We start from the raw sequence: 23,803 nt of genomic DNA, 5'->3' as shown, positions 1-23,803 counted from the left end.
CCTTAGCTCTTCTATCTTTTACAGCGGAAGGTATGCCTTGGGGTTCAGGTCGATACCGGCCCGTTCGCCCCGGATGAATCTGCGGTATCCGGCAGCGGCGATCATGGCGGCGTTGTCGGTGCAGAGGCGTATCGAGGGGAGGAAGAGCCCGACCTCCCGCTCCTCGGCCATCGCCTGCATACGCGTCCGCAGTGCGCTGTTTGCGGCGACGCCGCCCGAGAGCGTGACTGTCCGCATGCCTTTTTTGGCAATGGCCCACTCCACCTTTCTCACCAGGACATCGACGACCGCTGCCTGGAAAGAGGCCGCGAGATCCCGCAGGCGGCGCTGATCGGCAAGGAGCACGGGATCCTTTTCGACCGTCAGTTTCACCGCGGTCTTGAGCCCGCTGAAGCTGAAATCGAAAGACTCGGGGACATAGGCGCGGGGGAAGTCGAAGGCCCTGGGGTCTCCCTCTTTCGCCAGCCTGTCGATTACCGGCCCGCCGGGATAACCGAGCCCGAGGAGCTTCGCGATCTTGTCGTACGCCTCTCCGGCGGCGTCGTCCCTGGTCCTGCCGAGCTCTTCGTACCTGCCGAAGTCATGCACGACATACAGGCTCGTATGGCCGCCCGAGGCGATGAGAGATAAGAAAGGGAGCTCCGGCTTCCGCTCTTCGAGAAAAGCCGAGAAGATATGCCCCTCCAGATGATTGACCGCAACGAGGGGAATGCGCCGCGCATAGGAGACCGCCTTCGCAAAGCCGCTCCCGACGAGCAGCGAGCCGATCAGCCCCGGGCCGTGGCAGACGGCGATCGCATCGAGCGCCTCCAGGGTGATCCCTGCCGCATGCAGCGCTTCATCGGTGACGGGCCATATCATCTCTATGTGCCGTCGCGAGGCGAGCTCCGGGACGATGCCGCCGTACTTCTTATGGATCTCCGTCTGGGACGAGATGATGTTCGAGAGCATCGTATCCCCGTCGCCGAGCACCGCCGCCGAGGTATCGTCACATGAGGTATCTATACCGAGAATATACATGACAAATGAGAACTGAGAAATGAGCGGTAAAAGGCAGAAAATAGGAGGGAAGAGGTGAGAGGTAAGAGGTAAAGAGTTTTATCCTTGCCTCCTACTTCTCCGTTCCTGCCTCCCACTTGTCCTATTGCCCTCCGTACGAGTGGAGACCGCTGAGGAGAAGGTTGACGCCGAGATAGGTGAAGATCGTGCTGATGAACCCGACGACGGCTACCATCGCGATGTTGGCGCCGCGCCATCCCCTCAGGAACCGGGCATGGAGATAGAAGGCGTAGACGAACCAGGTGATCAGCGACCAGGTCTCCTTCGGGTCCCAGCTCCAGTACCTGCCCCAGGCCTGGTCAGCCCATATAGCCCCGAAGATGAGGCCGCCGAGGGTGAATATGGGAAAACCGATGGCGATGTTCTTGTAGGTCAGATCGTCGAGCAGGTCCGGTTCGATGGAGAAGGAGGTGATGATCCTCTTGAGCGCCGAGCCGTACTTCCAGACGATGAAGATGAATCCTGCAGCGGCGGCATAGCTGAGCGCCGCGATGAAGCCCGAGCTGTTCCTGAAGGTCGCCTTGAAGAGATGGCTCTTGATGAACGCCTCGGGAGAGCTCTCCGCCACCCGGAAGACGAGAAAGTCGATTCCCATGCCGATCAGGATCGCCAGGAAGACGCCGAGGGTAATGGTCCAGAACGAATAGGAAGCGTCCTTCTTGTCTGTGGTAACGGCGAGGTACATGATCGCCGTTGCAAAGGAGATCGCGAATGTAGCGTAGGCGATGAAGCTCATGGTCACATGGGCCAGGAGCCAGTTGCTCTGGAGCGCGGGGATAAGCGGATGGATGCTCTTGTCCATCCCCGATATATCGATAAAGGCGAGGGCCATACCCGCTATGGGCGTTATAAAGGCGCCGAAGGAGCGGCTCTTGTACTTCCATTCTATGATGAGATAGCCGCCGATGAGACACCAGACAAAGAAGACGAGCGATTCATAGAGGTTGGTCAGCGGAATCGCCCTCATGAACCCCATCTGCCCGATGCCGTGGAACTCGATGCCGCGCAGGATGAACGCGATGGTCTGGGACGCCAGACCTGCGGCGGTGATCGTCGTCGCAATGATGCCGATAGTCCCGTTCCTGAAGACGAGATACGCTATATACGAAACCATTGCAAGGATATAGGCGATGCTCGCGATACCGAAAAACTGGGAACTGTCCATAAAGAAATCCTCCTTGAAAGCCTAGAGACTCTTGATTGCCCTGTCTATCTTCTGCTCGAAAGACAGCCTGTTCTTGTTGGTGGAGGCGGCAAAGATGGCCTTGGTAGCGCCCTTCTCCTCCCTGAGCCTGACCCACACCCGCGAATGGCTCATGAAAAACGATGCATAAAGGCCGATGGCCATAACAAGACAGCCGAGATAGACGATCCAGACGCCGGGGTCCCTCCGCACCTGCAGGCCCGTATATTGCGCGCCCCAGAGATCGACGAACTCGACAATGCCGTCGGGCAGTCTCCAGGTCTGGGGATAGCGCTTGAGTATCCATTGGTTGTACTTGACCTTCCCGCCTTCGGAGAGCTCCACGAATACCGCGGGGTTGTTCATCATCTCCGCATAGGTGAACAGTCTGCCCGACGGATCCTGCCCGAGGGCCGGGCTGAAATCGACGATGCGCCCCGTCACCGCGGTCCCGGGGATCGAGAAGGTGCCGCCGAACTTGAGGCTGACCGATTCGGTTCTTCCCGTGGGAGAGGTGAGATTGAAGACGAAGAGCGAGTCCCTGCTCGGAGAGAAACCGTAGCTCGACTGGTAAAAGGTGATGCCCTTGTACTTGAGCGGATTGTTCACGTCGATCTGCTTCTTCAGCACCTCTCTGCCGTTCTCGATGACCGTCAGCCAGCTGTTGAAGGCCTTGGGCGTGTCCGTGTTGTCATAAAAGGAGACATTGAAGTCATCGCAGCGGATCGTAAACCCCAGCGGCACCGTCTTTTCGGCGCTCCCGCGGTAGGCGACATCGGAGGCCGTGCCCTCGAGGAGATTCAGGGATGCATTGAATCCGAAAAAGACACCGATAAGCGCGCCGATGAAGATTAAGAGGATGCTGAGATGGGTGACATAGACGCCGAGGCGGCTGTACCTGCCCTTTTCGGCATAGAGCTGCATCCCGTTCTCGTCCTGGTGGGCAGCGAGGGCAAAGCCCGCCTTTTTCATGGCGGCTTCGACAGACTCCCGCGCCTTGTCGGGCTTGTCCTTGAGCGTCGCCTCGCGTTTGATAGGCATTACCGCGAACTGTTCTGGGGTAAGGGGCTTGATCGGCTCCTTCGTCAGTTTCCAAATCTTCGGCAGCCGGTCGAGGGAGCAGACGATGATATTCGCCGCGAAAATAAAGAGCAGCGCGATGAACCACCAGGAGTGGAACATATTGGTGAAGCCGAGCGTATCGAGGATGCGATAGACCGTCGGCGACGACTCGCCGAAGAATTTGGTGAGCAGCTTGATATTACGCTCCGGCGCAGCCCCCTGCTCGAGGATAGTGCCTACGATAGACGTAAGAGAAATGACCGTGAAAACAACGATGGCAAGGGTTATGGACGAAAAGAAGCTCCATATCCTGTCAACGAACGACATGTTCTGTTTTTCATTACTCACGCTCTGCGACCCCCTTTTTCATTCCTCCCCCGCGATTGTCCTTCAGGATGCCTTCAGGATCACTGCATATGCTTCTTACAGGCAATAATTATACTTTCAGAACAATTACTCATATTAACAGAATCCCGGGCAATCTTCAACTCACCGGGTCCGGCCGCCCCTAATAGATGATCGCCTTCGTCGGGACCGTCACGGTGACGGCCGACCCCTTGCCCGGCTCGCTCTCGATCTCGATTCTGCCGCCGAGGAGCTCGGTCATCCTCTTCGCTATGATGATGCTGAGGGGCAGGGAGGCGAGGGAGTCGTCGCCGGCAAGGCGGTCCAGCACTTCACGGTCGAGTCCCTTCCCTGTATCGGCTATCGAGACTTCGATGGAGGAGATGCCCTCCCGTATGCTCTCCGACGACAGGATCGTAATGGTCCCCACTGCGGTATTCTTGGCTGCGGCGCTGACGAGGGTGAAGAGAATCTGTCGCAGCCGCTGCCGGTCCGCGGAGACCGCCTTGGACGTAAACACCTCGTGGCAATCCACGACCAGGGTGATCTCCTTGCCCCCTATGAGCCGACGCGCCCGCTCCTCGACCTCTCCCAGGAGGTCGCAGAAATTGAACTCCTCGGGAGCAACAAGGCTCCCCCCTGCTTCGAGCTTGAGGAGATCGAGAAGGCTGTTGATGAGCCATAAGAGATCGTACGCGGTATCGCGCACCTCGTCACACAGCCGCCTGCCTTGCTCCGAAAGCCCCTGCTCCGAGGCGGTGAGGCGCTCCAGCTCGCCGGCCATATGCTGCAAAGGGGCCCGCACCTCGTGGGAGATGATGCTCGGGTACCAGACAGGCCTGACGACGATCTCCCCCGGCGCCTTGCTCTCCCTGAAGCTCGTCTCCTTTGCCTTCAGCTCCTCGACCATGGCCTCGAGAGCCTTCTTCAGCTCCTGCAGCTCACCCCGGTACTCTTTTCCCAGCTCGATATCGAGGGTGCCGGCAGCAATGAGCTTGCTCATGCCGGCAAGCTTCGCCACCGGCCTCGTGATGCGGCGCGGCGCTGCAATGAGCCCCTGGACGAGCACCACCGCAAGGAGAGCACCGAGGCAGAGCGCGGAGAAGGCGGCAAGGAGGGTAAAGGGAAGCATCACCTCCGAGCGTTCAACCGTACTGATGAGCCGGAACGGCGCGTGGTCAAGGGACCTGAGGGAGTAGAAGAACCGCTCCTTGAAACGAAGAGGGCGTTCATCCGCCGCCCTCGGGAGGTTGTACCTGACCTTTCTTGCCGGGGCGCCGCTTTTGGTCGCCACGATATTGCCTTCCCGGTCGATCAGCTCCACCTTTCCGGTCTTGTAAAGAGGGCTCTCCACCTGCAAGAGCCTCGCTACCTTTTCCAGGCCGGCAAGGCAGTAGAGGAACCCCGCGGTATCGCCCTTTGCATCGGCCAGGGGCGCGAGGAAAATGATACCGCTGTCCGGGTTGCCGTAATCATACAGTCCCACAACGGCAGCGTCCTTAAGGTCCGCAGCACGTTCGAAAAAGTCTCTATCCGACCAGTCCCCGCCCTCGAGCTCTTTCTGGCTGCTCGCTATGACTTTGCCTTGCTTCGACAGAACGGCAACCACCCTGAACGGTGCAACAGGGAAGAGCTCTGCGAGGGCCTTTGCCGCTTTCGGCGATATCCCCTCTTTGGCCGCCTCTCCCGCCGGCGGCGTGCGGAACACTGCTGCGGCACTCCTGAGCTGGACGCTCCGGGAGAGATAGTCGACGGAGCGGGTACTCTGCTCGAACCAGGTATCCAGGAGCATCTTCTTTTCAGAGGTCAGGTTGAGAAGGTGCAGACGGTGCATATCCGACAGCAGGTGAAGGGGGCTGAAAAAATAGAGCCCGATGCCGCCGGCGGCAATGACCAGCAGCGTGATCAGGAGGGGCAGGATGAAGAGCCGTGTCGCGAGCCTCTGGGAAAAGGGGACTCTCATATTTCCGTTCCGGTAGTCATGTGCTGTTCAGCAGTCCGATGTACCATACACTATTCACTGCGGGTGATGCAACAAGGAGCGTTCCAGGGGATCAGCGGAGGTGCTCGAGCGTCCTCAGCAGCGCCTCTGCCTTCTTGAGCGTTTCGTAGTATTCGCGCTCAGGGTCCGAGTCGGCGACGATCCCCGCGCCTGCCTGGACATAGGCGGTTCCGTCCTTCACCACAAAGGTCCTTATGACGATATTGAGGTCCATCGTGCCGGCAAACCCGATATAGCCGAGCGAGCCGGTATAGGGGCCCCGCCGCACCGGCTCGAGCTCATCGATGATCTCCATGCATCGCACCTTCGGCACGCCGGTGATGGTGCCGCCGGGAAAGGCCGCCTTGATGACGTCGAAGCAGCTGCTCTCTTTTTTCAGCCGCCCCTTCACATTCGAGACGATGTGGATCACGTGAGAATACTCTTCCGTAATCATCAATTCGTCGACCGTGACGCTGCCGTATTCGGAAATCCTGCCTATATCGTTCCGCTCGAGGTCGATGAGCATGATATGCTCGGCCCGCTCTTTTGCATTCAGCAGCAGCTCCGCCCGCAGGGCCTCATCCTCGTCCCGGTCCTTTCCTCTCGGCCTCGTGCCGGCAATGGGGCGCGTATCGATAATGCCGTCCCTGACGCGCACCAGCCGCTCCGGGGAGGAGCTGACAAGGGAATAGGCGCCGAAGTCGGCGAATGCCGCAAAGGGTGAGGGGTTGATGGCGCTGAGCAGCCGGTAGATATCCCAGGGACGTGCGCTTCCTATGGAGGCCGCAATGCGCTGGGACAGGTTCGCCTGGAATATGTCGCCGGCAGCAATATACTCCTTCGCCCTTGCCACCATATCCATATACTGCTGCTTGGAGAGCTCGTAGGTAAGCCCTGCCGGCCGCGACTCAGTGCGACCGGCAGGGAGCGCTGCGTCCGGACCGCTTTCCGGCGCCGGCAGCTTCCCCCCCAGCAGATCGCCGAACCGCCGGAGCACCTCCTCCGCCTCGTCGTATGCCGCGCCGAAGTCGACGGCGGCGATATCCCGGTATCCGAGGTCCATTGCGCGTGCGCCGGGCGCAACGATCATCCATGCCCTCTCCTCCCTGTGATCAAAGGCGATCACGCGATCCGCCATCATGAAGTGCAGGTCGGGTATGCGGAGGTCATCGACGGCGCTCCCCGGGATATCCTCGATGTACCGCACGAAATCGTAGCTCAGCAGCCCGACGGCCCCTCCCTGAAACGGCGGGAGCCCCGCGGCGGGCTTCTGGGGATACGCCCCGACGAGCTCCTTCAGGCGGTCGAGCGGAGGCCTGAAAGAGACCGCCTCCCGTGCGCCGGCGCTCACCCTCACTTCGCCGTCCTTTGCCGTGAGGACAAGATAGGGATCGAAGGCGATAAAAGAGTACCGGGCGATAGTCTCCGGCCCCTTTACGCTCTCGAGGAGTATGGTGCAGTGCGAAGAGCCGAGCGAGCGGCATACCGCCTCGTAGACGGCCTGGGGCCGTCGGTAGGGGATCTCGCGGTAGAGCGGCGGGACCTCTCCTGTCCGGAGGGCGTCGATAAAGTCGTGCTTGCTTATATTCAGGTTCGCCGGCGGCATCGCGGGAATTTACGTCAGCAGCAGGGGACTATCCGGGGCATGTCCGTTCCTTTTGCCATGTCTCTGGCGGGATGCCGGCGGGTCCCCGGCTACGCGGTGAGCATCTCGAGAGAGATGAGCTCGATGGCCTTGATGGGGTCTTCCTGCTTCACGATCCCCCTGCCCATCACGATGTAATCCGCGCCGTCCTTGATCGCCTCTTTCGGCGTCGCGGTCCGCCGCTGGTCATCGGGAGGAGCCCAGGACGGCCGTACGCCCGGCGTGACGACGAGGAAGGCGCTTCCGCAGTGCTGCTTGATCACGCCGATCTCGTGGGGGGAGGCCACCACGCCGTCGAGCCCCGCTTTCTGAGCGAGGAGCGCGAGGTGCTTCACATGGGCTTTCAGTCCGTGCTGGATACAGAGCTCGCTCTTCAGTGTCTTGTCATCGAGGCTGGTGAGGGTCGTAACGCCGATTATCTTGGGACGCTGGAGATGTTCTTTCCGGCATACTTCGGCGACCGCCTCGGTGCAGCGGGTCATCATCGCCAGTCCGCCGGAAGCGTGGAGATTGAACATATACACCCCGAGCCTGGTCGCTTCGACCGCCGCTTTCGAAACGGTGATGGGGATATCATGGAATTTCAGGTCGAGAAAGACCTTTTTGCCCTTCTTCTGTATCTGCTCGACGATAGCGGGACCGGCGCCGACAAAGAGCTCGAACCCGACCTTGAAGACCCCGGCATGCTCCCCGAGCATATCGACGATGGCGAGCGCCTTTTTTGCGTCGGGCACATCGAGGGCGATGATGAGTTTATCCTTCCATCCCATGCTAGAGCCTCGGAAGCGTTATTCCCGTCTGCGACTGGTACTTTCCCGACTTATCCTTGTACGACGTCTCGCAGAGCTCGGCGGACTGGAGGAAAATGAGCTGGGCGATACCCTCATGGGCATAAATTCTTGCCGGCAAGGGCGTCGTATTGGATATCTCGATCGTCACATGGCCCTCCCACTCCGGCTCGAGGGGCGTCACGTTCACCACGAGGCCGCACCGCGCATAGGTAGACTTGCCGAGACAGATCACCAGCACGTCCCGGGGGATCCTGAAGTATTCCAGGGATCGGGCAAGCACAAAGGAGTTGGGAGGAATAATGCAGACCTGCCCTTTGTAATCGACCAGACTCTTCAAGTCGAATTGCTTGGGATCGACAACGGTAGTATTGACGTTGGTAAAGATCTTGAACTCGTCGCCGATGCGCATGTCGTAGCCGTACGAGCTGACGCCGTAGGAGATGACCCCCTCCCGTTTCTGGCTCTCGTGGAAGGGCTCGATCATGCCTCTTTCAGCCATCTCGCGTATCCAGCGGTCGTTTTTAACCATACGATAGAATCCTAATACACACCTTTCAGAATTTCAAGTCCTTTACCATAGCACAGAGGGGTGCGGAGGGGCAAGGAAACACCCATTGAAAATGTAAAACACCTGATACGATGAGCGGGGGGAGTGAGGCGGGGCCGCCTCACTCTCTAACCCTTATCAAAGGGACGCCTGAATTAGGTGACCCTTTTGATGAATATCTCTTTTGCGAGGTCGGGATCTATGGCGATGGTCGTCTCGTCGATCTGGAGCACTACCGAGGGCCGCCGCTGGAGCAGCTTGATGACCGAGCCGGGGATCACGCCGATCGAGCTCAGGCGGCTTATCCGGGAGGCCTCCGAAGGCGTAATGAAGACGATCTTCCCCTTCTGCCCCACCTCGAACTCGGTCAACCGCACCACCACCGGCTGGACATCGACACGGTACTTCTTGCAGCACTCGCCGCGCGGGATCGGCTTGCCGTGAGGACAGGTGGGGGGGTGGCCGAGAAAGGTGCAGACGCTGTCGGTGAGCTCTTCGCTCAGGATATGCTCCATCTTGCAGGCGTCCTCGTCCACCACCTCCATCGAGAGGTCGAAGACATCCGTAAAGAGCCGCTCTGCGAGCCGGTGTCTGCGGAGAAGCCCCTTGGCGAGGACCGTCCCCTTTTCGGTGAGCGCTATGGCGTTGCCGCTTACCGTGACCAGCCCGTCCTCTTTGAGCGCCCCGATCACCGCCTCGATGTCGCTGTCATCGGAGCTCAAGGTGAACCGCTTCAGGTCCTCGTGGCCTTCCTCTTTCAGCACCCAGAGCAGTTCAAGGGCCTCGTCAATCCGCTCTCTCTCCATCGCTCCTCCTCAGAAACCGTTACGGTCGTTAAATGGTAGCATTAATGACCGCACTCTTTCAAAGCTCTTCCGGTGGAGGGGGCTCGGTCCGTACTTTTCGAGGCTCTCGAGATGCGCCCTGGTCCCGTACCCCTTGTGCCGGTCGAAGCCGTAATGGGGATAGAGGGCGTGGTACTTCAGCATGATCTTGTCCCGCACCACCTTGGCGATGATCGAAGCAGCGGCTATGGAAGCACTCTTCGCATCGCCCTTGACGATCGGCATCTGCGGCGCCGGCGGCGGGGGGATGCGGACAGCGTCAATGAGAACGAGATCATAGCGGCAGGAAAGGTCGCTGACAGCAGCGCGCATCGCGTGGCGGGTCGCTTCGAGGATATTGAGGCGGTCGATCTCTTCGACGCCCCCGATGCCGATGCCGAAATCGAGAGCCGTCTCGAGGATCTCCCAGAAGAGGTGTTCACGCTCCCGCTCAGGGATCTTTTTCGAGTCCCTGACGCCGGGTATGCGGCAATGGCGGGGCAGCACGACGGCGGCGGCGACGACGGGCCCTGCCAGGGGGCCTCTGCCCGCCTCATCGATCCCTGCGATCACCTCGAAACCGCCGGACTCCCGCACGGTCTCGTCATAGACAAAGGGATCCATCGGCATGAGCGCGTCCTCCCGGGACGGGGCAGGGCAGGACCTTGAGACTCCTATCGCTGCTCCCGGCCCTTTTCCTTGATCTTCGCCTCTTTCCCCTTCTTGCTCCTGATGTAATACAGCTTCGCCTTTCTCACGTCGCCCCTCTTCAACAGCTCGATCTTGTCGATCGACGGGGAATGGACGGGGAAGATACGCTCGACGCCGACGCCGAAGGAGATCTTCCGCACCATGAAGGTCTCTTTGATGCCGCTCCCTTTCCGGGCGATGACGACCCCCTCGTAGGGCTGGAGCCTCTCTTTGTCTCCCTCGACGACCTTTACGTAGATTCTCAGCGTATCGCCGATATTGAAATCAGGAACCGTTCTCTTGTAGCCTTCTTCAATGGTATGTATCAGATTCATCGTACTCCTCCCGGTCTACTGCTTCTTTATTTCTTCCGAGCTAAGCTCTTTCAACAGCACATGATCTTCGTCCGTGAGATGCGCCTTGCCGAGGAGGTCCGGACGCCTGAGCAGCGTCCTCCGCAGCGCCTCTTTTCGCCGGTACCGGGCGATCTCCTTATGGTTGCCGGAGAGCAGCACCTCGGGGACCCGCATGTTCCCGAATTCCGGCGGCCTCGTGTAATGGGGATAATCGAGGATACCCCAGGTAAAGGACTCTTCCTGCGCCGATGCCTCGTCCCCCAGCACACCCGGCAGGAGGCGGGCAATGCTGTCTATTATAACCAAAGCGGGCAGCTCTCCACCAGTCAAAACATAGTCGCCGATCGAGAGCTCATCGTCCGCGAGCGACTCCCGCACCCGCTCGTCGACCCCCTCGTACCGGCCGCAGAGGAACAGTATCCTTCTGGGCTCCCGGGCCAGGCGCTCCGCTTCGTCCTGGGTGAATAACCTCCCCTGGGGGCTCAGCATGACGGTCAGCCGCTCCATACCGTCGCTCCTGATCGCCTGTATCGCGTTGTAGAGGGGCTCTATCTTCATGACCATGCCCGACCCTCCCCCGTACGGGTAGTCGTCGACGGTGCGGTGCTTATCGGTCGTGAAATCCCGGGGATTGTACACCCTGACGTCGATAAGGCCCCTCCGGGCCGCCCGCTTGAGAATACTCTCGCCCAGGTACGCGTGAATAATCTCCGGGAATATGGTGATGATATCGAAGCCGATGCCCATGATACCCTTACTTCTTCAGACCGTTGTTGGTGATAACTAAGAAGGGGCGTTCTCAGCAAACGCCCCTTCACGTGTATTTATGCAATGCGCCTTACTCTAAAATCTCGAGCACGCAGCGCTTGCCGATTTTCGTTCCCGCAGCCCCCAGGATCGTCCTCATCGCACGGGCGGTCTTTCCCTGCTTTCCGATGACTTTGCCGAGATCGCTCTGCGCCACCCTGAGCTCGAACACCGTGGTCTTCTCCCCGTCGATCTCGCTCACCTTCACCTCTTCAGGTCTGTCAACCAGCGATTTTGCCATGGCCTCGATCAATTCCCTCATCGTCCACCTCCATTTGATGTGGCAGTATCCGAATTAGCCGCGATCGTGGGGATTGGGTGTTACAATCCCGCCTTCTGCAAGAGTCTCTTCACCGTGCCGGTAGGTTGCGCGCCGCGCTCGATCCAGTGTTTCGCCCGGTCCAGGTCGACCTTTATCTCAGAGGGTTCTTTCTTCGGGTCATAGGTGCCTATGATCTCGACAAAGGGGCCGTCCCTCCGCGCCCTCGAGTCAGCCACGATAACTCTATAAAAAGGTTTCTTGTGAGCGCCCAGCCGCGTCAATCTGATCTTAACCACGTCTCCACCTCCTGAAGTGTTACAGGGACACCGTCCCGCATGTACCGAAGCACCGTTGTTACGCTGTGCGGTATCTCAAGGGGCGATGCCCCTCATTGGAAAAACCTTCAATTTTACCTTATTTCAACGCTTCGCTGCAAGGTTTGTGCGCATCAGAACGGCAGCACCTTCGGGAGGCGGAACCCCTTCTTCCCTTTGAACATCTTCATCATTTTCTTCATATCGAGATACTGCTTGATGAGCCTGTTCACCTCTGCCGTCGTCGTGCCGCTGCCCAGGGCGATGCGCTTCTTCCTGCTGCCGTTTATGATGTTGTGGTTCCTTCGCTCTGCGGGGGTCATCGAGTTGATGATCGCTTCGATTCTCACGAACTCCTTCTCGTCCACCTTCACGTCCTTCATCGCCTTGTTCATGCCCGGTATCATGCCGAGCAGGTTCTCGAGCGGCCCCATGCTCCGTATCTTCTTCAGCTGGTCCCGGAGGTCTTCGAAGGTGAAGCTCTCTTCCAGTATCTTCTTCTGGAGCTTTTCTGCCTCTTTCTGGTCGAAGGACTGCTGGGCCTGCTCGATGAGGGTCAGGACATCTCCCATGCCGAGTATCCTGCTGGCGATACGGTCGGGATGGAAGGGCTCGAGCATGTCGATCTTTTCGCCGACGCCGATGAACTTGATCGGCTTTTCGGTAATATGCCGGATCGAGAGCGCGGCGCCGCCGCGCGCGTCGCCGTCCATCTTGGTGAGGATGATGCCGTCGATGCCGATCTGCTCGTTGAAGCTCTTCGCCATGGTCACGGCATCCTGGCCGGTCATGGCGTCGGCAACGAGGAGCACCTCTTTCGGAGCGACCCTCGCCTTGATCTGCCGCAGCTGATCCATCAGCTCCTCGTTGATATGCAGACGGCCCGCGGTATCGATAATGACGATATCCCTGCCGTCGAGCTTCGAGCGCTTCACCGCCTCCTCGCTGAGGGCGACGGGGTCCTTCATCTCCTTCGAATGGAAGACCGGGATGTCGAGCTGCTTGCCGAGCGTCACCAGCTGGTCGATCGCCGCAGGTCGCTGGAGGTCGGCGGCCACGAGCATCGGCCTCCGCCCCTCTTTCTTGAAGATGCGCGCAAGCTTCGCCGACGTCGTCGTCTTGCCGGATCCCTGCAGACCGATCATCATGAGAACGGTCGGGGGGTTCGGCGCGAGCTGTATGCGGGTGTTCGTGGTCCCCAGGAGCGCGCAGAGCTCGTCGTGTACGATCTTGACCACCTGCTGGCCCGGCGAAAGGCTCTCGAGCACCTCTTTCCCTACGGCCCGCTCACGTATATGCTGCACAAAGTCCTTGACGACCTTGAAGTTGACATCGGCTTCGAGGAGCGCCAGGCGTATTTCCTTCAGGGCGACATCGACATCTTCCTCCTTGAGCAGGCCCCTGCCCTTCAGCTTTTTGAAGATGCCCTCGAGTTTATCGCTCAGTGACTCAAACATAATAGAAAAACTCCGTCATCAGGTAAGGTATAGTTCATAGTTCGTTGATTGCTGTTTACCGTCATGGATAGCTGATAGCCGCCTTCTACAAAAGCGCCTCTATCTCTTTTGACAGCCGTTCGGTCAGGTCGGGAGGCGCCCCGATATGCTTATGCCTCATCTTTCCCTCTCTGTCGATAACCACGGAGGTCGGGATGCTGGATATCGCATAACGGCTGCTCACCGTGCCGTCGTCCATCAGGATCGGAAAGGAGAGGCCGAACTCCTTCGCAAAGGAGTGTGCGGCGGGAACCGCATCGGGTCCCTCATCCATCGAGACGGCAAGGACGACGAATCCTTTGTCCCGGTACTTCGCATATGCGTACTGGATGTCCGGCGCCGACATCTGGCAGGGAGGGCACCAGGTCGCAAAAAACTCTATCAGCACCACCTTACCCCGGTAGTCGTTCAATGCCACCTTGTTGTTATGGATATCCGGGAGAGTAAAGGGATGAGCCGCACCCGCCGCACCCTTTTCACTCTGCCCGCAGGAGATAAGCGAAAGAGCGCCCAGCAGCACTACCATGCACAGCAACACCGCCCTTCTCATGAATCGGGCACCGCGTCTATGCCTCGGAGCTCTGTATCTAACCGGCGAGGAGTGCGTCAATCTTGGCCTTCAACTGCGGTTTCGGTACCGCTCCCACAATCTGGTCAACCTTCTGGCCGTCCTTGAAGAACATGACCGTCGGGATTCCCATGATCTTGTACTTGCTCGCGACATCGGGATTCTCGTCGGTGTTCAGCTTGCCTACCTTGATCTTCCCGGCATACTCTTTAGCCAGCTCTTCTATAGTCGGGGCGATCATCCTGCACGGACCGCACCACACTGCCCAGAAATCCACCATCACCACGCCGCTCGCCTTCAATACATCCTGGTCCCACGCAGCACTGGTAAGCTCCACAACCCCTTCCGCCATAATAAAGCACCTCCACTCTTTGCGATGAGAGAATAAAAAAATATTATAAAACAATTATAAGTTCTAAATGAACCTTTTGTCAATTTGCTCGCCCCTTCGTTCCGTCATCATAAAGGCTGCAGCGGTGCGCTTTACAGGGCGGGCGGTGGTGGCATAGAATAGTTTTATGAAACACATCATCATCGGCAATGGTATCGCCGGCACCACTGCCGCTCTTTCCATACGCAAATTCGACCCTGCCGCGGAGCTCCTGATCCTTTCCGAAGAGCCCGTTCCCTTTTACAGCAGGATACGCCTGATCGACTACCTCGCCGGAGAGGTCACCGAGGACGGTCTCATACTCTATAAAGATGCCTGGTACGAACGGAACGCCATCACCCTCCTCCTCAACACACGGGTCGCCGGGATAGCGCCGGGCAGAAAGGAGATATCTCTCGTGAACGGCCGGAAGATCGGGTACGACCGCCTGCTGGTCGCAGCAGGAAGCACCCCTTTTGTCCCTCCCCCGGCCAGTCCCCTGAAAAAGGGGGTCTTCACCCTCAAAACCCTCGATGACGCCCTGATAATCAAGGATTTCTCGCAGCATACCGATACCGCTATCATTCTCGGCGGCGGCGTGTTGGGCATCGAAGCAGGCAACGCGCTCAGGAAGGCGGGGAAAAAGGTTTCGATCGTCGAATTTTTCCCCCGGCTGCTGCCGAAGCAGCTCGATGCCGAAGGCGCGGAAGTGCTCCAGAAAAGACTCGAAACCATAGGATTTCGCTTCTTCCTTAATGCGAAAGCCAGAGAGGTGAAAGGCGGCCCTGCAGTCGAGGGGCTGGCGCTCGAGGATGGACGGGTGGTGAGGGGAGGCATGATCATCGTCTCCACGGGCATCCGCTGCAACACCGCGCTGCTCCAGGGGACCGGTGCGCTCCTCGGCAAGGGAGTGGTGGTCAACGACCGCATGGAAACGACGCTGCCCGATGTCTATGCCGCCGGCGACCTCGCAGAACACCGGGGCATCGTCTATGGCTTATGGCCCGCCGCGGAACAACAGGGAGAGGCAGCGGGCATCAACATGGCGGGAGGGAATGCGGTCTATACCGGCACCCTTCCGTCCAATATCCTCAAGGTCGCCGGCGTTGAGTTCCTGTCGGCAGGGAATATCGATCCGGAGAACACGATGGAGTCCCTGACGGGCAGAGACGATGCGAGGGGAATCTACCGGAAGCTGGTGATCGATAACGGCTGCGTCGTCGGCTGCATCCTCTGCGGCGATAAGGAAGGGAGAAAGGAAGTCCTCGCTGCAGTCCGCGAGAAGAGAGAGATCGGTGCAGTACGGGACATCCTTGACCGGTTGCAGCTCACCCGCCGAAGCGTGCATTCCGGCAGCGGGGATTGATTATCGCTTTACCACTCATGCAGGAGGAACATTTTTCCGCTATGGTACGAATCGCCACACAACTGCTTATGGGACTCATGCTGCTTTTCGGGACCGTCACCCTCACGCCGAGGCTGTTCTTCCACCTGCGGCAGAAGAACAGGGGACGGGCTCTCTACCTTTTTCTGCTCTGGATATTGTCGCTGGCCTTTGGGCTGGCAGCCTTTTATTATGCTGCTCTCGAGCTGCGCGGATAACGCAGGAGCGTTTTCTATGGATGTGATCGCAAAAATCGCTGAAGAAAAAATCCGGGAGGCGATGGAGAACGGCGCTTTCGACAATCTTGCAGGGGCGGGGAAACCGCTCACGTTTGCGGATGAGGCGTGGATACCGGAGGACCTCAGGCTCGCCTACCGGATCCTCAAGAACGCGGGCTGCCTGCCCCCCGAGATCGAAATGAACAGGGAGATACTCAGCCTCAAGGACCTGATCGAGACACTCGACGACGACAAGGAAAAGCTGAAGCGCCTGAGGGAGCTCAACTTCAAGATTATGAAGCTCAACCTGCTCAGGAAGCGGCCCCTCAATCTCGAGGATTTCCCTTCCTACGAGCAGAAGCTTTTCGACAAAGAGAGCGGCTAAAGCTTCCCCTGCTGCTGCTGCCGGTAGAGGATCATATACTCTTTTTCGAGGTCCTCATACTGCCTCTGGAGGTCGCCGAGCATCGTGCTCTTTTCCTGGAGCTGGCCCTCGACCTCCAGAGTCCTTGCCGCCAGCTCCTCTTTCTCCCTGAGCAGTAAAGTGCAGCGCTCTTCGTCGAGACCGGACCCGGAGCTGCCGCCGTCGCCGAGGTCTTCACTGATGCTCCGGAACTCGTCCTCCCAGACCCGGAACTTCTCCGAGAGCGCCTCACTTTCGGAGGTGAGCGTCCCGATATAGTGGTCGAGGTCGTTGTTGTTACGTTCGAGCACGGCGAGCGGTTCCGAAAACGTTCCGGCGTCCGCACCGCCGGTATCGATAAGATTCCTGATCGTACGCTGGAGGTCGGCGCTGCTCTGTTGCAGCGCTGCCAGGCGCTGCTGGGCGCTCTCGAACAGGTCCTTATAGCACATCAGGTCGAGGATCGTACTCTTCTGGAAATCCACCATCCGCTGCAGCCGTCGGACCTGGCCTGCTGCGGCGCCGTCAGGGGACTCCTCCGGGAAGGGTGCCGCCGTCTCCTCCTCCGCATGTCCAGAGGCTGGTCTCTCCGCTGCGATCATCTCGTCGGGGAATCCCCCGAAGGACTCTTCCGCAGCCGGGAGGGCCGGCGCCTCCCGCTCTTCGGTTATCGCCGCGGGGACTGGCCGTTCCGGAGCAGCCTCGAGTCTCGCCTCTTCCCGCAGAGCGGTCTCGCTCTCTGTTGCCGTAACGCTCGCGAGCTCTCTGAGGGTCTTCTGGTACAACCGCTTGTGCCTGCCGTTCCTCACTATGAAAAAGATGGTCGTGCCGCAGAGCACCACGGCAGCCTCGAGGAGCAGCAGAAAATGGAGGGCATCGAGAGTGACGGTCATCGTTATTTCTTTCCTTTTTTCTGTTTCGCTTTTTTGGCGCCCTTCGCCTTCCCTCCGAAATAGAAGGCGACCACCACGAGGAGCAGAATAAAGTTGATAATGCCGAACTTCACCAGAACGGGGGTCCAGGCATCCCCCCCTGCCTTACCCTTCTTTCCCTCTGCCGGTGCGGCCGCGGGCGCCGCGGCCTGCGGGGCAGCCGGTTCGCCCGCCTTGAACTGAAACACCTTCTCCCGTTTAAAGGTCTTCCCCTCAGCCGTTATTTTCAGGGTATACTCACCGGCCCTGTCGATCAGGAACTCGCCGGAATATACACCGGCATCGGCTCGGCCTCCGCCTTCCTGGTCGGGACCCGGCTCCGTCTTCCGGAGGGCGAGGCGCGCGCCCTTCCCCTCATCCTTTGCAGTACCGGCAGGGTCATCGGCTCCGGGAGGAGCGGCAACTTCGACGAAAAACGAGACCTGTTCGAGAAAACCCGGTTCGGCCAGTACGGCGCCCTCTTTCTCGAGCCACGCCGAAACCTTCAAGCGGTCGCCCTTGCTGACATAATTACGGTCGAACGAGCTCTTGAGCCTGAGGTCGGTGATAACGAACACCTTGTTCCCCTCTTTGGCGCTCAGACTGACCTTCCACCGTCCTGCTGCGGGCGCTTTTACCGTAATCATATCGAAGAGCTTCGACTCGTACCACTGGATATTCTGGGCAAAGCGTGCGGGCGTATTCTTCCTGCCTGCGGGGTCGATCAGCGTGGTAGCGGTCCCCTCTTTTTTCGTAATGACGACGATCGCCTCTTCGATATCCCTGTCGATCGTGAAGGCATCGCCTTCGATAGGGACAGTGTCGGGCGACTTCATCTTCTCGAAGATCGACGAGAAGATGACATGGATGTCCTTATCGCTCGACGCGAGCTTCGAAAAGCCCCCGGTCGCCTTCGCCATATCCTCGAGGAGCTTCATATCGGACTGCTCGGTAAAGGCTATCGAGTAAAGCCGTATGTTCCCTTTGGCCGCTTCTTTCAAGAGCGCCGAGAGCTCCTGCTGCGCGGCAGCCTCTTTCTCGCCCGATCCCAGGGTCAGCTTGCCGTCCGACATGAGCAGCATCACCCGGTCCCTTCTCGACGGGGCGCCGAACTCGGCGAGCCCCTGTTTGACCCCTTCGTGGATATGGGTGGTAGGCTCCTTCGACGAGACCTTCCCGAGCGTGGCGAAGAGGCGGTCACGATGCGCCGGCGTATTCTGGGTAAGCGGCAGGAGACGGTGCGCGGAGTCGCCGAAGCTGACGATGCTGATACGGTCGTTCTTGCCGAGCAGCGATATGAAGAGCCGCGCAGCAGCGGTGCGGTAGTTTTTGGGATCGGTCTTTCTCATGCTTCCGGAGCTGTCGAGGAGGAGCACGATATCGAAGCCTTCGTCTGCTGTTTCGGCGGCTGCAGAGGGCTTCGCCTCAGGCGGAACAGCCGGCTTCGGGGCGGCGTCTGTCTTGGGTATTGCTTCCGGGGTGCTCGGTGATTTCCGTTCTTCAGCGGCGTTGGCGGGGGCAGCCGCCAACGAAAGGAGACCACAGAGGATGAGCATTACAAACAGCGGGAATGCCCTTTTCATCGCCATTGTCCCAACGCCCCCGGCTCTTCAAGATTTTTGATGTATAACTATAGCACATGACCGTGTTGCAGAAAAATATCTTTTTGCAGGCTGTTCAGCGGGAAGGTTGCCAGCGGGACTGCAGGAGCGCACAGCGGGGACGCATGTAAGAGGAGCTCTCCAAGGCTTAAAATGGCGGAGAGGCAGGGATTCGAACCCTGGGACCCCGAAAGGTCAACGGTTTTCGAGACCGCCCCGTTCAACCGCTCCGGCACCTCTCCATTAATCTGATATTATAGAACAACTACTTCACGTTATGTCTACCCTCTGCTGTCAAAGAGACATCACAGTGCCTCGATTCTGGCCTGATTTTCAACACAGTTCCCTCTCCCTCAGTTTGTCGCAGCTGCTTTCACCGTACGGTGGAGCGTCCGGCGCAACGCCTTGCGCATCTCCGACATCTGCCATAGATCATACGCCGTCTGCATATTCATCCAGGTTTCGGCAGTCGAGCCGAAGACGATCTCAAGCCTCAGCGCCATTTCAGGCGTAATGGCGCCGCGTCCGTTGACGATCTTGGAGACCGTTTTCCGGGCGACCCCGAGATGCTCAGCGGCCTCTGTGACCGACATCCCCATAGGCTCAAGCCAGAGCCCTTTTAAAACCTCTCCCGGATGGGCCGGATTATGCATAGCCATTTTGTGCAACCCTCCTTAGTGGTAGTCCTCGTAGTTCACGACCTCTACATTGCCGTTTTCAAACCGGAAGGTAACTCGCCAGTTGGCCTGTACCGTTACCGCCCAGGTATCTTTCCTCTCGCCTTTAAGTCTGTGCAACCGCAGGGAGGGGACGTTTATGCCTTCGATCGAGCTCGCCGCGTCAAGGATCGTGAGAATAAGCCTGAGCTGCTTAGCGTGGATGGCCTGAATGCCGAAGGTGCTCCCGGTACGGTAAAACCTCTCAAGCCCCTTGTGCGCAAACGACTTAATCATGCCTAAATGTAACCCATTAGGTTACAACTCGTCAAGAAGTTTTCATGGCGCGGCACCGTACCGGGACCGGGCCGCTCAAAAACCATGCGACAGCGACGATAACTAAGTATGCTGTTCTGAAGGAGGATGCAACCGGCAATGAGAGTTCGCTACAGCGGGGTATTCCATTACAAGTCGTCACCGGCATCGCCCAAGGTCCCGGTCGGCATCTGTGATGTCGATATCGTCGAGTACGACAACGGTGTGTGCGGCGTGATGATAACGGAGAGAAAGGATAACCAGGGCGTTTTGGTCACCACCGCGTGCGACCGCATCGCCACCGAGCTGTACGGCGATCTCTTGCCCGATAAGGAAGAGGAGTCGGTTGTATGGCTCGAGCACGCCCCTGCCTACCGGGCCGACAGGGCGCATATCGACGTGGTGCAGTTCGAGTCAGCGCCTCTCCCCGGGGCCGGGCATCCCGGTGAGGGCAAGAAGAGGCCGCGTGTCTTCTCCAACCCCCTATGGCTCCGCTTTTTCGAGGCGAAGCGTATTGTGCCCCTCGAGTTCCTGGAGACCTACCGGAATATCCTGAAGGAGCTCGTCACGGCCCGCCTGGTCTTTACCGTGGAGGATAAGGACGGCTGTTACTGGCGCGTGTGGGCCAGCCAGGACGGGCTCTTTATCGTGAGCGCAAACCCCGCGGCAAAACTTCCCGATCGACGCCTCGATGTACCCGCTGTCACGCAGGTGCTGAAGGACAACCAGCAGCTGCTCCGCTCCGACAAGGCGATCGAAGAGCAGTTTACGACGGCGCTGATGAAAGGGTTCCTGAACAGGGGACTGTAAGCGTATCACGGGAAAATGCTATCGAAAGACTTCGGGAAGGCCGTTAATGAACCGGACATCTCTTGACAGCGCATCTGCCGCCTCACGACCCGGCCGTCATCTGCTGCGCAGCTACAGCACGTTACGGGCGAGGTCCTTCTTTCCTCCGGACCACTGCTGTATCCGTTCTTTTACCGTATCTACCTCTTCTCTCAGGTCGTCAGCCTTTGCGGCCAGCAGGTCGAGTATCTTTTCCGTAAGCCACCCCGCCTCCCCCTGAAGCGACCTGAAACGGTCACCGCCCCCGCTCGCAATGGCGATCATAACGAAAAAGATCCATAAAACGGCGATCTTCTTGAAAACTCCGAACATGGCGCACCTCCTTTTTTTGTACCTGATTCCATTATAGAAGAGAGGGGAGCCGAATACGGTGACGCCAGTCACCAAAACGGTTGTTTGCCTCGGAACGTGAAGGGGGGCTAGAACGAAGCTTTCAGGACAATTCCCTTATTTTCAACAACCTCAATACTCCCATCCTTAACGAACTTGCTCATGAGGCGGGTTACGGTCTCCCGCGATATCGAGGAGTAGTCGGCGATGTCCTGGTGGGTGAGCTTCAGCGTAATCAGCCTGCCCCGCTGGTCATTGACCCCGTACTGCTGGCTCACCATCCTCAGGACGGTCTTGACCCGGTCCTCCGCATGGGGAAGGCTCAGGACCCTGAGCATCATCCACGCCTCTCTCAGGCGGGAACAGAGTACGGCGATGAGCTGCCTGAGGACCTTCTCGTTTTTCAAAAGGGACTCCTCGAAGTCCTTTTTCGAAAGGATGACGACCGAGGTATCCTCCATGGTCATCACCGTTGCCGGCGCGGTCTTGCCGTCGAGGAGCGCCATTTCGCCGAAGAAGTCTCCTGTCTTGTGCACCGCGAGGATATGCTCTTTGCCGTCTTCGCTCAGGTGGACGACCTTCACCCTGCCCGACAGTATGATGTACATGTAGTTCTGCGTATCCTCTTCGAGGAGCACGATCCTGTTCTTCGAGAAGTGCTTCTCGACAAGGATATGCTTCAGGTCACCGATCTCCTCATCGGACAGGCAGGCGAAGAAAGGAATATTCCTGATGATCGCGTTGAACCTGACTCTTCTGCTTTTGACCGCCGCCGTTCCCACAGGCCCCCTTGTACCGTATTGCTGATCGCTGCTCGGTACTTATACTTATCGAAAATCCGGAGAAGTTATTTAATCGAAACGTAAAAGGTCTGCCCTCCCCTCTTGAGGAGCAGCACGACCGGGGTGCCTTTTTTGAGCTTTTCCATGGCAGCCTGGTACTCGTTTACATTGCGCACGGGGGTGCGGTTCACCTCTTTTATGAGGTCTCCCGGCTGTATGCCGGCCTCATCGGCCTGGCTGCCCGGGAGCACCTCGATGACCACAACACCTGTTTTATCAGTGATTTTCAACCGTTCGGCAAGGCGGGGAGTAATGTTGGCAACCGCAACGCCGAGGTCATCTCTCGATGCCCGCGGCCGTGACGCCATCCGCTCTTCCTTCAGCTCCTCGATCGTTACCGTGAAGGTCATGGTCTGTCCTTTGCGCACTACTCTTACCGGAACCGCCTTCCTGACCGGGGTCTCGGCTACGGCGCGCGAAAGATCGTTCACAGTCCTGATCTCCTTGCCGTTAAAGCCGGTGATGATATCGCCCTGCTGCAGCCCTGCCGCAGCCGCGGGCCCGCCCTCCACCGTGTCGCTCACGAGCGCTCCCCTCGTATCCGGTGCGCCGAAGGATTGGGCCAGTTCGGGCGTGAGGTTCTGGATGGCGACCCCGATCCAGCCGCGGGTCACCTTTCCCTTCTCCTTGAGGTCGGAGATGACCGTCTTGGCCATACTGCTCGGGATCGCGAACCCGATGCCCTGCCCCGTCGCGACGATAGCCGTATTGATACCGATGACCTCCCCTTTCAGATTGACGAGAGGTCCGCCGCTGTTGCCGGGGTTGATCGGCGCGCTGGTCTGGATGAAGTTATCGTACTGGCCTGCGCCGATAATCCTGCCGGTGGCGCTTATGATCCCCTGGGTCACCGTATGCTCCAGGCCGAAGGGGTTGCCGACCGCAAGCACCCAGTCACCGACGCGCATCCTCTCGGGGTCGCCGAACGAGAGCGTCGGGATATCCTTGAACAGCGACGAAATCTTTATGAGCGCAAGGTCGGTCTTCTGGTCCCTGCCGACGACCCTCGCCGTGTACTCCTTGCCGTCGGCAAACCTCACTTTGATCTCGTCGGCGCCCTCCACCACATGGTTATTGGTAACGATGAAGCCCGCCTTGTCGATCACGAAGCCGGAGCCGAGGCTCTGCTGCTTCATCTCCCTGTCGGGGATATCGCCGTAATACCTCCGGAAGAAATCGCCGAAGGGGGACTCCTCTTCGGGGCCGAAGAAATGCCTGAAAGGATTGCCCGGGACCCGGACCGTTGTCGTAGTGCTGATATTCACGACCGCGGGGCTCACCGCTGCGGCGACATCGGCAAAGGACTGGGGAAACCCGATCACCTCGGTGAACCCCCTGTCCTGCCCGTTGCCGCCCAGCCGGTAGCCGGCAAAGATGCCGATCGCAACAAGAAGTATACCGGCGATGATGACCTTCAGAATAATACTCTTCCTCATGATGTTCCCTCTCCTTGCAATAAAGCTGCGTTAGTGCCTGATGCCTGCGCTCTCGCCCACTCCTTCTATTTTATAGCGATTCGACCGGAGGAAATCAAAAGATACGGTCCGGAAAGACGGGAGGGCGCGCAGATCTGCTTTCAAGGGCCTCGCTCACCGGTTACGGCCCGGTTACGGCCCGGTTACGGCATAGTTAAATTATATACCTTTACCATGATGAGTTCACCCGCCGCTGCCCAGGTCCGGGCGCAGCCGGAATCTCTGTACATGCTTTCCGTTCTTTTTATTGCTCCCTTCTGCTCCGCTCTCTTCTCCGCCCCCCCTCCTTTCACCTGGTCACTCTCTCCATGCCTATCCGGAACCAGCCGACCGATTGACTTGACAAGGCACACGATATGCAGTAGGTTTCAAGAAGGAATCATTCCTGCTATGAAAGACCAGAGAACGCCGCGGGATCCACGGAATAGTGAAGAAAGGCTGATCACGACTCTGCGTGATAAGGGATACAAGCTTACCCCTCAAAGGCGTGAGATCATCAAGCTTCTTGCGCGTGAT

General features: G+C 58.6%; 27 protein-coding genes and 1 tRNA gene. 4 read left to right on the top strand and 24 right to left on the bottom strand.

Annotated elements, in window-relative coordinates:
* Positions 1 to 18: 18 nt before the first annotated feature.
* From tsaD to trxA, 16 genes are all read right to left on the bottom strand, one after another.
* Complete coding sequence (gene tsaD / locus AB1805_14940) at positions 19 to 1,020, bottom strand: tRNA (adenosine(37)-N6)-threonylcarbamoyltransferase complex transferase subunit TsaD (protein MEW5746723.1); 1,002 nt, start codon at positions 1,018 to 1,020, stop codon at positions 19 to 21.
* Between the two features lie 121 nt (positions 1,021 to 1,141).
* On the bottom strand, positions 1,142 to 2,224 hold the full coding sequence (gene ccsB / locus AB1805_14935) for a c-type cytochrome biogenesis protein CcsB (protein MEW5746722.1): 1,083 nt from the start codon (positions 2,222 to 2,224) through the stop codon (positions 1,142 to 1,144).
* 21 nt (positions 2,225 to 2,245) lie between these two features.
* The gene (locus AB1805_14930) at positions 2,246 to 3,652 is read right to left on the bottom strand and encodes a cytochrome c biogenesis protein ResB (protein ID MEW5746721.1); all 1,407 of its coding nucleotides are present in this window, start codon (positions 3,650 to 3,652) and stop codon (positions 2,246 to 2,248) included.
* Between the two features lie 160 nt (positions 3,653 to 3,812).
* Positions 3,813 to 5,612 (bottom strand): sensor histidine kinase, encoded by a 1,800-nt coding sequence (locus AB1805_14925; GenBank protein ID MEW5746720.1) that lies wholly within the window; start codon positions 5,610 to 5,612, stop codon positions 3,813 to 3,815.
* A gap of 91 nt (positions 5,613 to 5,703) precedes the next feature.
* A complete protein-coding gene (locus AB1805_14920; protein MEW5746719.1) occupies positions 5,704 to 7,239 on the bottom strand; it encodes an anthranilate synthase component I family protein in 1,536 nt (511 codons plus the stop codon).
* 89 nt (positions 7,240 to 7,328) lie between these two features.
* The gene (gene pyrF, locus AB1805_14915; GenBank protein MEW5746718.1) at positions 7,329 to 8,048 is read right to left on the bottom strand and encodes an orotidine-5'-phosphate decarboxylase; all 720 of its coding nucleotides are present in this window, start codon (positions 8,046 to 8,048) and stop codon (positions 7,329 to 7,331) included.
* Between the two features lies 1 nt (position 8,049).
* On the bottom strand, positions 8,050 to 8,598 hold the full coding sequence (gene dcd / locus AB1805_14910; protein ID MEW5746717.1) for a dCTP deaminase: 549 nt from the start codon (positions 8,596 to 8,598) through the stop codon (positions 8,050 to 8,052).
* A 173-nt stretch (positions 8,599 to 8,771) separates the two neighbouring features.
* Positions 8,772 to 9,422, bottom strand: coding sequence for a metal-dependent transcriptional regulator (locus AB1805_14905; GenBank protein ID MEW5746716.1), 651 nt, complete (start codon positions 9,420 to 9,422; stop codon positions 8,772 to 8,774).
* Between the two features lie 9 nt (positions 9,423 to 9,431).
* Positions 9,432 to 10,070 carry a ribonuclease HII gene (locus AB1805_14900; protein ID MEW5746715.1) on the bottom strand — a complete coding sequence of 213 codons (639 nt, stop codon included), beginning with the start codon at positions 10,068 to 10,070 and terminating at the stop codon, positions 9,432 to 9,434.
* 44 nt (positions 10,071 to 10,114) lie between these two features.
* Positions 10,115 to 10,465, bottom strand: coding sequence for a 50S ribosomal protein L19 (gene rplS / locus AB1805_14895; protein MEW5746714.1), 351 nt, complete (start codon positions 10,463 to 10,465; stop codon positions 10,115 to 10,117).
* A gap of 15 nt (positions 10,466 to 10,480) precedes the next feature.
* Positions 10,481 to 11,233 carry a tRNA (guanosine(37)-N1)-methyltransferase TrmD gene (trmD, locus tag AB1805_14890; GenBank protein ID MEW5746713.1) on the bottom strand — a complete coding sequence of 251 codons (753 nt, stop codon included), beginning with the start codon at positions 11,231 to 11,233 and terminating at the stop codon, positions 10,481 to 10,483.
* A gap of 91 nt (positions 11,234 to 11,324) precedes the next feature.
* Positions 11,325 to 11,555 (bottom strand): KH domain-containing protein, encoded by a 231-nt coding sequence (locus tag AB1805_14885; GenBank protein ID MEW5746712.1) that lies wholly within the window; start codon positions 11,553 to 11,555, stop codon positions 11,325 to 11,327.
* Between the two features lie 59 nt (positions 11,556 to 11,614).
* A complete protein-coding gene (gene rpsP / locus AB1805_14880; GenBank protein MEW5746711.1) occupies positions 11,615 to 11,851 on the bottom strand; it encodes a 30S ribosomal protein S16 in 237 nt (78 codons plus the stop codon).
* Between the two features lie 152 nt (positions 11,852 to 12,003).
* Complete coding sequence (gene ffh / locus AB1805_14875) at positions 12,004 to 13,329, bottom strand: signal recognition particle protein (GenBank protein MEW5746710.1); 1,326 nt, start codon at positions 13,327 to 13,329, stop codon at positions 12,004 to 12,006.
* A gap of 82 nt (positions 13,330 to 13,411) precedes the next feature.
* A complete protein-coding gene (locus AB1805_14870; protein ID MEW5746709.1) occupies positions 13,412 to 13,891 on the bottom strand; it encodes a TlpA disulfide reductase family protein in 480 nt (159 codons plus the stop codon).
* A gap of 61 nt (positions 13,892 to 13,952) precedes the next feature.
* Complete coding sequence (trxA, locus tag AB1805_14865; GenBank protein MEW5746708.1) at positions 13,953 to 14,285, bottom strand: thioredoxin; 333 nt, start codon at positions 14,283 to 14,285, stop codon at positions 13,953 to 13,955.
* Between the two features lie 166 nt (positions 14,286 to 14,451).
* Between trxA and AB1805_14860 the strand changes: the two genes are divergently transcribed.
* The 3 genes from AB1805_14860 to AB1805_14850 are packed head-to-tail and all read left to right on the top strand — an operon-like array spanning position 14,452 to position 16,290.
* Positions 14,452 to 15,669, top strand: a complete 1,218-nt coding sequence (locus tag AB1805_14860) for an FAD-dependent oxidoreductase (protein MEW5746707.1) — start codon at positions 14,452 to 14,454, stop codon at positions 15,667 to 15,669.
* Positions 15,670 to 15,710: 41 nt separating this feature from the next.
* Positions 15,711 to 15,905, top strand: coding sequence for a hypothetical protein (locus AB1805_14855; GenBank protein ID MEW5746706.1), 195 nt, complete (start codon positions 15,711 to 15,713; stop codon positions 15,903 to 15,905).
* A gap of 16 nt (positions 15,906 to 15,921) precedes the next feature.
* Positions 15,922 to 16,290: a DnaJ family domain-containing protein gene (locus AB1805_14850; protein ID MEW5746705.1), complete on the top strand. Its 369-nt coding sequence runs from the start codon at positions 15,922 to 15,924 to the stop codon at positions 16,288 to 16,290.
* Here AB1805_14850 and AB1805_14845 read toward each other — a convergent pair.
* The 5 genes from AB1805_14845 to AB1805_14825 form a co-directional block, all read right to left on the bottom strand.
* Positions 16,287 to 17,201 carry a hypothetical protein gene (locus AB1805_14845; protein ID MEW5746704.1) on the bottom strand — a complete coding sequence of 305 codons (915 nt, stop codon included), beginning with the start codon at positions 17,199 to 17,201 and terminating at the stop codon, positions 16,287 to 16,289. The two genes, AB1805_14850 and AB1805_14845, sit on opposite strands and share 4 nt — an antisense overlap.
* A gap of 2 nt (positions 17,202 to 17,203) precedes the next feature.
* Entirely contained in the window at positions 17,204 to 18,802 is a 1,599-nt protein-coding gene (locus AB1805_14840) for a VWA domain-containing protein (GenBank protein MEW5746703.1), read from the bottom strand.
* A gap of 172 nt (positions 18,803 to 18,974) precedes the next feature.
* A tRNA-Ser gene (locus tag AB1805_14835) sits at positions 18,975 to 19,062 on the bottom strand.
* Between the two features lie 111 nt (positions 19,063 to 19,173).
* Positions 19,174 to 19,479, bottom strand: a complete 306-nt coding sequence (locus tag AB1805_14830; GenBank protein MEW5746702.1) for a HigA family addiction module antitoxin — start codon at positions 19,477 to 19,479, stop codon at positions 19,174 to 19,176.
* 15 nt (positions 19,480 to 19,494) lie between these two features.
* Positions 19,495 to 19,773 (bottom strand): type II toxin-antitoxin system RelE/ParE family toxin, encoded by a 279-nt coding sequence (locus AB1805_14825; protein MEW5746701.1) that lies wholly within the window; start codon positions 19,771 to 19,773, stop codon positions 19,495 to 19,497.
* A 138-nt stretch (positions 19,774 to 19,911) separates the two neighbouring features.
* On the opposite strand from AB1805_14825, the gene AB1805_14820 reads away from it, so the two are divergent.
* Positions 19,912 to 20,601, top strand: a complete 690-nt coding sequence (locus tag AB1805_14820; GenBank protein ID MEW5746700.1) for a hypothetical protein — start codon at positions 19,912 to 19,914, stop codon at positions 20,599 to 20,601.
* 111 nt (positions 20,602 to 20,712) lie between these two features.
* Here the strand turns inward: AB1805_14820 and AB1805_14815 are convergent, their stop codons facing one another.
* The 3 genes from AB1805_14815 to AB1805_14805 form a co-directional block, all read right to left on the bottom strand.
* Entirely contained in the window at positions 20,713 to 20,952 is a 240-nt protein-coding gene (locus AB1805_14815) for a hypothetical protein (protein ID MEW5746699.1), read from the bottom strand.
* A 107-nt stretch (positions 20,953 to 21,059) separates the two neighbouring features.
* Positions 21,060 to 21,752: a Crp/Fnr family transcriptional regulator gene (locus tag AB1805_14810; GenBank protein ID MEW5746698.1), complete on the bottom strand. Its 693-nt coding sequence runs from the start codon at positions 21,750 to 21,752 to the stop codon at positions 21,060 to 21,062.
* A 65-nt stretch (positions 21,753 to 21,817) separates the two neighbouring features.
* The gene (locus tag AB1805_14805) at positions 21,818 to 23,248 is read right to left on the bottom strand and encodes a DegQ family serine endoprotease (GenBank protein ID MEW5746697.1); all 1,431 of its coding nucleotides are present in this window, start codon (positions 23,246 to 23,248) and stop codon (positions 21,818 to 21,820) included.
* Positions 23,249 to 23,803: the final 555 nt, after the last annotated feature.

This window comes from Nitrospirota bacterium (genome assembly GCA_040752355.1).
In the GTDB taxonomy this organism is placed as follows: domain Bacteria; phylum Nitrospirota; class Thermodesulfovibrionia; order Thermodesulfovibrionales; family Dissulfurispiraceae; genus JBFMCP01.
This window is presented reverse-complemented; position numbering and strand designations above follow the sequence as displayed.